This window comes from Frankia torreyi (assembly GCF_000948395.1).
Classification (GTDB): Bacteria; Actinomycetota; Actinomycetes; order Frankiales; family Frankiaceae; genus Frankia; species Frankia torreyi.
In genome coordinates this window covers 50,275-59,326 of sequence record NZ_JYFN01000042.1, presented here as the reverse complement: position 1 = coordinate 59,326, position 9,052 = coordinate 50,275, and the positions used below count along the sequence as shown (strand labels likewise).

General features: G+C 69.2%; 10 protein-coding genes. 4 read left to right on the top strand and 6 right to left on the bottom strand.

Going from position 1 to position 9,052, the window contains the following annotated elements:
- The 4 genes from FF36_RS41540 to FF36_RS22155 all read right to left on the bottom strand — a co-directional run.
- On the bottom strand, positions 1 to 452 hold a 452-nt coding region (locus FF36_RS41540), incomplete at its 3' end, for a transposase (protein WP_157871734.1).
- On the bottom strand, positions 338 to 733 hold the full coding sequence (locus tag FF36_RS41535; protein ID WP_110431498.1) for a transposase: 396 nt from the start codon (positions 731 to 733) through the stop codon (positions 338 to 340). The genes FF36_RS41535 and FF36_RS41540, both read right to left, overlap by 115 nt.
- Positions 734 to 1,311: 578 nt before the next feature.
- Positions 1,312 to 1,704: a hypothetical protein gene (locus FF36_RS38720; RefSeq protein WP_242422737.1), complete on the bottom strand. Its 393-nt coding sequence runs from the start codon at positions 1,702 to 1,704 to the stop codon at positions 1,312 to 1,314.
- Between the two features lie 632 nt (positions 1,705 to 2,336).
- The gene (locus tag FF36_RS22155) at positions 2,337 to 2,957 is read right to left on the bottom strand and encodes a hypothetical protein (protein WP_095212067.1); all 621 of its coding nucleotides are present in this window, start codon (positions 2,955 to 2,957) and stop codon (positions 2,337 to 2,339) included.
- A gap of 646 nt (positions 2,958 to 3,603) precedes the next feature.
- Between FF36_RS22155 and FF36_RS22150 the strand changes: the two genes are divergently transcribed.
- The 4 genes from FF36_RS22150 to FF36_RS22135 are packed head-to-tail and all read left to right on the top strand — an operon-like array spanning position 3,604 to position 7,341.
- Positions 3,604 to 4,356: a cytidylate kinase family protein gene (locus FF36_RS22150; RefSeq protein WP_044887057.1), complete on the top strand. Its 753-nt coding sequence runs from the start codon at positions 3,604 to 3,606 to the stop codon at positions 4,354 to 4,356.
- A 52-nt stretch (positions 4,357 to 4,408) separates the two neighbouring features.
- The gene (locus tag FF36_RS22145) at positions 4,409 to 5,722 is read left to right on the top strand and encodes a B12-binding domain-containing radical SAM protein (protein ID WP_128423362.1); all 1,314 of its coding nucleotides are present in this window, start codon (positions 4,409 to 4,411) and stop codon (positions 5,720 to 5,722) included.
- A 37-nt stretch (positions 5,723 to 5,759) separates the two neighbouring features.
- Entirely contained in the window at positions 5,760 to 6,950 is a 1,191-nt protein-coding gene (locus tag FF36_RS22140) for a DNA glycosylase AlkZ-like family protein (RefSeq protein WP_044887055.1), read from the top strand.
- Positions 6,951 to 6,990: 40 nt separating this feature from the next.
- A complete protein-coding gene (locus FF36_RS22135) occupies positions 6,991 to 7,341 on the top strand; it encodes a MazG nucleotide pyrophosphohydrolase domain-containing protein (protein ID WP_052681302.1) in 351 nt (116 codons plus the stop codon).
- Positions 7,342 to 7,376: 35 nt separating this feature from the next.
- Here the strand turns inward: FF36_RS22135 and FF36_RS22130 are convergent, their stop codons facing one another.
- A complete protein-coding gene (locus tag FF36_RS22130; RefSeq protein ID WP_044887054.1) occupies positions 7,377 to 7,694 on the bottom strand; it encodes a 4a-hydroxytetrahydrobiopterin dehydratase in 318 nt (105 codons plus the stop codon).
- A gap of 2 nt (positions 7,695 to 7,696) precedes the next feature.
- Positions 7,697 to 9,043, bottom strand: coding sequence for a helix-turn-helix domain-containing protein (locus FF36_RS22125; protein WP_242422735.1), 1,347 nt, complete (start codon positions 9,041 to 9,043; stop codon positions 7,697 to 7,699).
- Positions 9,044 to 9,052: the final 9 nt, after the last annotated feature.

Here is a 9,052-nt window from a genome sequence, read left to right as displayed (position 1 = left end):
CAGGCGATCATCCGTTCGATCTTCCACCGGTACTGGCCGAGACGTTCGGTGCTCTCCACGCCGCGTCGGGCGATGCGTACCGCGATGCGGCGCCGGCGTAGGAAACGGCGCAGGTACGGGTAGTCGTAGCCCTTGTCGGCCCGCAGCTTGGCGGGTCGGCGTCGCCGCGGCCCACGCCGGGACCGGATCGCGGGGATGCTGGCGACCAGCGGGATGAGGGCGTGGCTGTCGTGCAGGTTCGCCCCGGAGACCGCCACGACCAGCGGGAGGCCGTCGGCGTCGGTCAGGACATGAATTTTCGAGCCGGCTTTGCCGCGATCGACCGGATTGGGACCGGTCAGAGTTCCCCTTTTTTCGCCCGGAGGCTGGCAGCGTCCACGATCACCGACGACCAGTCGACCTGCCCGACGATCCCGTGGGCGTCGAGGATCGCCCGGTGCAGCCGGGGCCACACGCCCGCCCGGGTCCAGGCCTGGAACCGCCGGTGCGCCGTGGGCACCGACACCCCGAACTCGGTGGGTAGATGCCGCCAGGCACAGCCCGCGGTCAGCACGTAGACCACCGCGGTGAACACCACCCGGTCCTCGAGCGGCGCGGTCCCCCCACCCTGATGACGGGACTCGAACCGGGGCAGCAACGGTTCCACCAGCTCCCACAGATCATCCGGGACCAGCCGCTGAGCGAGGCTGTTCTCCATCACATCCATGATCAGATATGTACCCGGGCCGGCCACACAAGACACGCTCTAAGGCAGGGCGGCTGACCAGGGCCCACTTCTCGCTGGGCAGGCCCCGCTGGCACCGCCGAGGCCGGCGATCCGCTGCTCACGGTCCGGGCAGCACCCCTTGGAGCGCCGCTCAGATAGAGGCGAACTCCCAGGGCTGGCCGCCCATTTACAAACGCCCCCTACAACGCCCCGTGAGTATAGGCGTCAGCAAGGGTGTAGCTGGCGGAGCGCGCTTCGTTGGCCGGTCGGCCGACCGCCGCAGCCGACCCTCCACCGGCCCATTTCCGCCCCGCCCGGACCCACACGCCAGTATTTCCGGCTTCGAGGCGTCCATTGGGCACCGCCGGTCGGATCGGATCTCCCCGCAATCTACCGGGCCACCCAGCAAGTTCGCGGCCAGTGATCCCGACCTGTGTAGCAAAACCGCCGGCCACGGCGCGACCACACTCGCCAGGTCAGCTCGGCCCGCACGGGCAGAATCCCCGCCCGGCCGGTCCGGGAGGCGAATTCTCCATCAATGCTAGATCCTCAGCGCAGAATCCCGGTGCCGCCCGCCGGGCGCCGTGCCTGGACGTGGCCTATCCTCAGCCCCCGCCCGTCGTGAGCGCAGGAATGTCGATCACCCGGACCGGAACCGTCGACGTGGTCGTCAGCCCAGGGAACGCGCCGGCCTGGCCCGCACCCGCCCAGGTCACGTCCCAGCGTACCGTCGCCGTCACCGTGAACGTCCCGCCCGGCTCGTCCAACGAGCGGTGACGATAGGTATAGCCACAGTCCGGCGATGCGCTCTTCGGATCGGCCCCGGCCGGGAACGGCGTGCCCGGCCCCGTGCAGGTCACCGTCCCGCCGTCCCCCAGAGACCAGTTCACCGAAACGGGTCTGGCGACCGCGGTCACCGACACCCCGCCCGCCGCCGCGGTCGCCGCCACCTGGTTCCACCCGGCCGCATCCAGCCACAGCCACGTCGGCAGCTGCACCAGCTGATCGCGAACCGGACTCATCGAGATCGCCGGACCTACGAGTCCCAGATGGTCGCGGGCCTGGGCTGCCAATGCCTCCGGATCGACCGCTGGTCCGGGGACTGGCGGGTCCGCCAGCCAGACCGGGGGCCGGTACAGCGCGTCGCGGACACCATCGGTCGTGCACTGGTACAGGTACCAGGCTCCCGGACCCCGGCCCGGCTGGGACGCCACTGCCTCCACCGACAGCCCCGAACGCGCCACCGCGGCCCGCACGACCAGACCCCCACTCGCCGGCCGCTCATAGACAACCGGCCGCATACCACCCGCTGGCGGCTGGTAGTCACTGCGGACGTAGGCGCACTTCGCCGTCTCCGGCGGCGTCAGATTCCGGTCGCCCGGCGCAGCGCCCCTGCCCTGGCCCCCGCCACCGGCGCCGGGCGCAGGGCCCTGTGGCGCGGCTGGCGCCGCCGGGGAAGATCCCCCGCCCGCGAACAGCTCGCAGCCCGGATGCGGGTTCTGATCGCAGTTCACCGAGCCATACCAACCCTGATCATCCGGACCTGTGGCTGGCGGCAACTCGGCGTTCGCGGACGCAACACCGCCGATGCACACGGCCGCCACGACGGCGAGGACGCCCCCGATCCGGGCTAGCACGAGCCCACCGACCCCACGGCGAAACGGGTGACCCGCCACGCACCGTCCTGGTGGAGCCTCACCTCGGCGGTGATCTGCCGGCGGCCACCGGAAGATCCAGCGACCAGCTGTCCGTCATCCGGCTGACCTGGATCGGCGTGGTACTTCTGCCACCCCGAGTCGTCCCCACAGTCCGCGAGCAGGACCGTCGTGGGCGCGGCAGGAGGGTCAGCCGAGGTCACCGTCGGCTGGTTCACCGACTGGCCCCTGGAGACGACCTTGTTGAAACGGTCGGCATACAGCGTGCCAGTGATCACCTGGAGTGCCGCGCCCGAAGCGTAGCGGGACAGCTCAGGAGACTGCCAGTCCGACGTGTGACTGGCGACCGCGGTCGCCCGCCACATCCCCAGGTACGCGGCCACCGCCTCGCTGCTCGCGACCTCGGCCGCAGACGTCGGCGACGGCGTGACGCTCGCCCGCGCGGTCGACGAGACAGCGCTGCTCGTGCCAGCCGCACCAGGCGTCGAGCCGCCGTCCGAACAGGAGACCAGCACCGCGACGACGACCGCGAGGAGCACCCCGTTGGCCAGCCGGCCAAGCGGCCGGCGATTGCCAGGTCTGTGACGAGGAGCCACCGCGTCCACCTCGCAACGTCCGGCGCCGATGGGTCACGGTCCCGCTGCGGACCGTACCTCCAGCTTGCCCGACCAGACCCGCCCAGACCCGTTCCAACTTTGCAGTTGGAACGGCGACCCAGCACGATTTGACTCGTTACGGCTAGAAGGTGACTGGTTGATAGGAAGACGTCGTGTAGCTCGAAAGAACTATCGGACGCGTGCAGAAGAGCGGCACCTACCGCCGGACGGTCCACGCTCCGGCACGCCGACGGCGCCCGGTGGAGCAGGTTGTGCCCGTCGACCAGCAGCAAGGGCGAGAGGATCGGCATGGATCACCGTTTCGTACGCGTCCCTGGCCGAGGACATCCGGGTGCCCGCGACACGGGCAGCACGGCGTAGCCGATGCGGCCAGCTCCAGATCATCCATGACACCCGCGCAGCGCGGTCGCGTACTGCACCGTCGGCGAGACGGAGTGCCCAAAACCCGAATCTTCGCGCGCTGAGGCTTGCGGTGTCTATGCGTGTCCCGCATGGCCGTTACCGCTTATTGGCATAGTCATGTTCCTCGCTTGGACAGACGCTCGGGACGCCGTGTCGCTGCGTGAAAGGACGGCTCGTTCGTGTCCGAGTGCGCTCGTTCGCATGATTCCTTCCCGTCTTCCCGATGAGCACCGCCGACCGCGCCAAGACGGAAGAGATTCTTCCTGATGGCGCGAATGTGGCATTCGCCGGCCTGACGGCTGCGGGCAAGACCACTCATGCTCGGTTGTTGGCCAGCGAGCTGGGCTATGGGTATGTCTCGGCAACCGAGGTGCTGTTGGATATCCTCGGCACGCCCGTCACGGCGGAGAGGGCCTGGCTGGAGCGGTACAACGAGATTCAGAGGGCCCGAGCAGGTGATGCCGCGGACGAGGAGTTGGACCGGCGGCTGTTGGAGTTGGCTGCCAGCCGGCGGCGCACGGTGTTCGACACGTGGGCGTTGGCCTGGCTCGCACCGGGTCCGCTGGTGCGGATCTGGATCGAGTCCGACCCGCCGTCACGTGCTCGTAAGTGCCTGGTCTCACAGACGCTCACCCGACTGTCCTTGGCGGAGTGCGACGCGCTGGTCCGGGAGAAGGACTCCCACACCCGCGATTCCTTCGCGCGTCGCCATCGGTTCGACCTTTATGTAGCCCGCGATCGTTACGACCTCGTTCTCTGTAACTCGCATCTGATCCCGACTGCGGACCGGAGGTCTGCGGACCGGGGCATCGCCGTGTTCGCTCCCATCGTGCACGCCGCCGTCACCGCGCTGCTGGGCGGCTGGCCGCCCGAGGAACTGGCTCGATTGAAGAGGCTGCACCCGGCCGAAATTTTGCGTATAGGCCGGCTCTCCACGTCCCGAGCCGCGGGTACCAGGTGCCACCCGCCTTTCTGATTCGGCTATCCCCTCGCTCGTCCGAAGGACGAACTCTCCGGAGGTGTCCGCGATGCGTGTCTCCTTGCTCTACCCCGAGGTCTACGACATGGCTCGGTTCCGGGAACGTCGCCGCGAGTTCCCGCCGTTCGGAGCGCTCTACCTGGCCGCGGTGTTGGAAGACGCCGGCCACGAGGTGGCGGTCGTCCAGGTACGACCCGACGATCTCGCCCTCGACCTCACCGGCTTCGAGGCGGTCGGGTTCAGCCTCGCCTCCTCAGCGACCTACGGCTTCATGGCAGCGGCCCGCGCGCACAGCCGGATCGACCCAGAAGCGCTCGTGATGGTTGGTGGCGTGCACGCCAACTTCTACCCAGACGACGCGCTGCGCGACTTCGCCGCGGACATCGTCTGCGTGGGCGAGTCCGAGGAGACAATCCTCGACGTGCTGGCCCGCGCCAGCGCCGGCCTGCCGGTCACCGGGATCGCCGGCACCCGCTGGGCCGAGGACGGCCAGATCCAATCCGGGCTCCCCCGTCTGCTGATACGGGACATCGACCGGCTACCGCTGCCGGCACGACACCTGCTGCCCGTGGAGGACGTCGTGATGACCGACCGACTCGCCGGCCATGACGTGCGGATGGCACACGTGATGTTCAGCCGGGGCTGCCCGTTCCCATGCTCGTTCTGCGCCGCCGGCCAGACCCGCATCCAATATCGCTCCGGAGCGAGCGCGTACACCGAGCTGGCGCACCTCGTGGACCGCTACCACATCGGCGGGTTCGCGATCGTCGACGACAACTTCGTCGTCAACAAGCGGAAGGTCGCCGACATCTGCGACGCGGTCACCGACCTGGACCTGTCCTGGTCGGCGCTATCCCGCGTCGACACCGTCAATGCGGCCCTGCTGAAGACAATGGCCGCCTCCGGCTGCATCGAGATCAAATACGGGGTCGAGTCCGGCAGCGAACCACTCCTGCGGGCCATGCGCAAGAACACCACCCGCGCCGAGATCAAGGCCGCGTTCGCAGCGACCGCCGACGCCGGGATCGGCGCCAAAGCGTTCATCATCCACGGCTTCCCGGGCGAGAACCGGCAGACAACCGACGAAACGATCAGCCTGCTCGGCGAGCTGGGGTCGTCACTGACCCGCGTCTCGCTGTTCCGGTTCGTCCCACTGCCCGGCACCCAGGTCTACGCCGACCCAGACCGCCATGCCATGCGCGGCCTACACACTCAGCCCGACTGGGACGGGGACTGGTCGAAGTTCCACATCCACCACAACGACCGCCACTGGTGGGGCAGCCCCGACCAGTGGGCCGAACTCGAAGACTCCTACCGCAGGCTGCGCGGCTTCGTCGAGGACCACTGGGGCGCCCAGGGGTGACCACCAGCCCACCCCTGCCCGCTGCTACCGTGCCCTGGTGATCAGCCGGCGCCCGCGCACCGTGGGAGCCGTCACCCTCACCGACGTCCAAGCCCGTCGGCTCTGGAACTGGACCCTGTCCCGCCAGGGGCTGCACCCTCGCCGCCGGCTGACCTCTGCCGCGCAGATCAGCCACGCAGCGCTCGGGCTGCACGCGGCCCGCCTGCCGTCCCCGTTCGCGACCGTCCTCGCCCGCGCCGAAGACCCCGAGGTGGCGCTGTCGCTCTTCAGTCGATCCCCTGGGCTCATCACGCTGCGCTGCATGCGCCGCACGTTGCATCTCCTCCCTGTGGATCTCGCCGCCGCCGCGCACCGGGCCACCGTCCACTACCGGCTGCGCGACGCCACCCGCCGCGCGTACAACGCCGGCGTCCCTGACCATGTCCTCACCCAGATCCGTGCGCAGCTGCCAGAACTGCTCGCGGATGGGCCGCTACCGCACCGGCGTATCGAGGACGCCCTCGCTCCCACCAGCCCGGCCGCGGTCCGGGCCGCGGTCAAGATTGCCTGGGAGTCGGGCACGCTCACCTATCTGAATGCCTCCGGCTGCTGGAACGCCGAACGACGCATGTTCGGTCTGACCAGCCAGCTCCACCCCGGTCTCGATCTCGACCCCGACCCGCGGAGCGCTACCCGCATGCTCCTGCGGGCCTACTTCGACCGATACGGGCCAGCAACACTCGGCGACGCGACCTGGTGGTCCGCCCTCTCCCAGACCGCCGTCCTCGACGCACTCGACGACCCCGAGACTGCGCTACTCGAAGTCGCCACCCCTTGGAGCCCGTCCCCGGCCTACATGGCGGCCGACCGCTACGACCAGTTCAACGCGGCCGACCCCGACACCTACACCACCGGGCTGCAAATGCTCGCCCACGAGGACGTCGCGCTCAAGGCCTACGCCGAGACCCGCACCCGCTACCTCGCCGACCTCGCCCCACGGCAGGCCTTCAACCAGATCGGCGAAGCCCTCCCCACCGTCCTCCTCGACGGCGAGGTATGCGGCACCTGGTCGTGGGAACCGGCCAGCCGAACCGTCGTCGCGACCCTCCTGCCCGGCCAGGCCACAACAACTATCCGGCAGGTCACAGCCGCCACCGAAGGGCACACCGAAGCCCTGCGCGCCGGCTGGCGACCTCCCGCCCTTCCTGCCGCCCGGCCCGACCCCCGGCAACTCGCCCTCGCCCTCTGACACCAGCCCGCCCAAACCCGAACAGACGAAAGGGACCTCCGTGCAGCCCCTCGCCGCCGACGCCAGCCTCGCCGACCTCCAGCGCTACGTCGCCGAGATGGAAACCGAACGAGGCTTCACCGGTCGCACAGTTCACGACCAGACCTGGCGCCTCATGGAGGAAGCCGGCGAACTCGCCCGCGCCGTCCGCAAGAACGACGGACAACGCACGCTGACAGGTGAACTGGTCGGCAGCGTCGACGAAGAACTCGTCGATATCCTGATCTTCGCCTGCTCCATCGCCAACCGCCTCGGCATCGATCTCACCGACGCCATCCGCGCGAAAGAAGCCCTCAACGAGACCCGCAGCTGGCCCGGCACGCGACGGGAAGCCCCAGCCTCAGCCTCGTAGACGTCGCACCGTCGCCACGCCTGGTGCGTGGTGGCTCAGCCGGTTGCGGCTGTGTATCTGGCCAGGACCTGGTCGATCTGCTCGGCGAGCAGGAAGTCCAGTTCGGTGATCTTCTGGCCGGCGCTGTAGGTGGTGAGGCTGAAGTGCAGCGTCTCCCAGCGCAGGTCGATGTCCGGGTGGTGCTGGAGTCGCTGGGCGGGAACCATCACGTCATTGATCGCTTGGACGGCGGTGTAGTACTCCACGCGGAACGTCTTGTGGATCTCTTCGCGGTCTGGGTCCTTCTCCCAGCCGCCCAGCTGGCTCAGCCGCCTGGTGACGTCCTCGGCCCGGAGCGGGTCGCGCAGTACCATCCTCAGTCCTCCTCAAGTGTCGCCAGCAGTTCCGCCACCTCATGCCCCGGCTGGGTGCCGTGCCACGGTGTCAGCTGTCGCCACACGGCGTGCAGCTCTCCGCGCAGGCGGGCCGAGCCGGTCTCGACGGCGACCGCGACGGCCTGGCCGACGGCCTCGACTGCCGCTTCGGGCTGGCCCGCCTGGGCACAGGAGACAGCGAGCCGTGCCCGGTACACGCCAGCATCGCGCCGGGCCGCTGGGGGAAGCCCGGCGATGACCTCCTCCCACAGCGTCCGTGCCGCCGCGCCAAGGCCGAGGCGGTTGTAGCAGGTCGCGCGTTGGGCCTCGATGTAGCCGGGGGTCCGCCGGCAGGCGTTGAACCAGGGATAGTCGTCGTCCACCCGAGGTAGCACCGCGGCAGCCTCATCCAGGGCCACGTCAACCGCCGTCCGGTCACCGACGAGCGCGTGGCCGTGAGCTGCCTGCTGGAGGGCCTGTACCCGGACCTTGGCGCATAGCCGCGTCTGGTCCGCCAAGGCCGCCGCGGTCAGATCGAGGGTCCCCCGTCCGTCGCGCCGATCGGTGAAGATCATCGCCTTGTTGACCAGCGCGTGCCGGATGAGCTGGGTGTCGCCGACCCTGTGTGCCAACTCAAGGGTCTGGTTGGCCCAGCCCGTGGCCGCGGCCAGGTCGCCGGCGTCCTGGTATAGCCACGTCAGCAGCCCGCCGTACGCCGCGCCCGTACGCAGCAGATCCTGCCGATCCTCGCTCCTGGCAGTCTCGGTCAGGTGGTTCGTCAGCTTCTGCTGCGCTAGTACCGAAGGGATCACCGGGTAAGGCCCGAGCGCAGCTTCGGCCGCGTAGAACCCGTCGATCTGGGCGTTCAGATGGACGACGACGTTCCGCGCCACCTCGGGACGCGACGCGGGCAGTGCCGTGGTGCCCTTGGCCCATACTCCGGCGGCGCCGCCGGCCAGAAATGTCCGTCGGTCCACAGCCACGATGACCACCTCCCCGACCTCCGCGACGACCCGCCACGCATCGTCCCCATCGTCGGCCATCTCAACGCCGAGGAGAGAGGTTTGCGCGACCGTCGGCAAAGGCTCGCAGAACGGCGCCCGAGCGCGAGGTTCGCCAGGGCGGTCGAACCAGAGCAGGCCAGCGGGAATGCCGAGGACGTCGCTGTAGTGGATCAGTTTGGACAGCTCTTCCGGGGCACGGCCGTTTTCGAGGCGGCTGAGCTGCGGCTGGGTGAGTCCTAGCCAGCCACTGACGAGCTCCTGAGACAGGGTCTGGCGGTGGTGCGGGTGCGTCCGGTAGGCATGGATCACCCGGCCCAGGTGCCAGCTGGCGAGGGCATCACGCATCTGATCGGC

What these genes read in the sequence shown, in the direction of transcription:
- FF36_RS22150 (WP_044887057.1), top strand. Translation starts at nt 3,604, where the DNA reads ATGAGCACCGCCGACCGCGCCAAGACGGAAGAGATTCTTCCTGATGGC.
- FF36_RS22145 (WP_128423362.1), top strand. Translation starts at nt 4,409, where the DNA reads ATGCGTGTCTCCTTGCTCTACCCCGAGGTCTACGACATGGCTCGGTTC.
- FF36_RS22130 (WP_044887054.1), bottom strand. Translation starts at nt 7,694, where the DNA reads ATGGTACTGCGCGACCCGCTCCGGGCCGAGGACGTCACCAGGCGGCTG.
- FF36_RS22125 (WP_242422735.1), bottom strand. Translation starts at nt 9,043, where the DNA reads ATGCGTGATGCCCTCGCCAGCTGGCACCTGGGCCGGGTGATCCATGCC.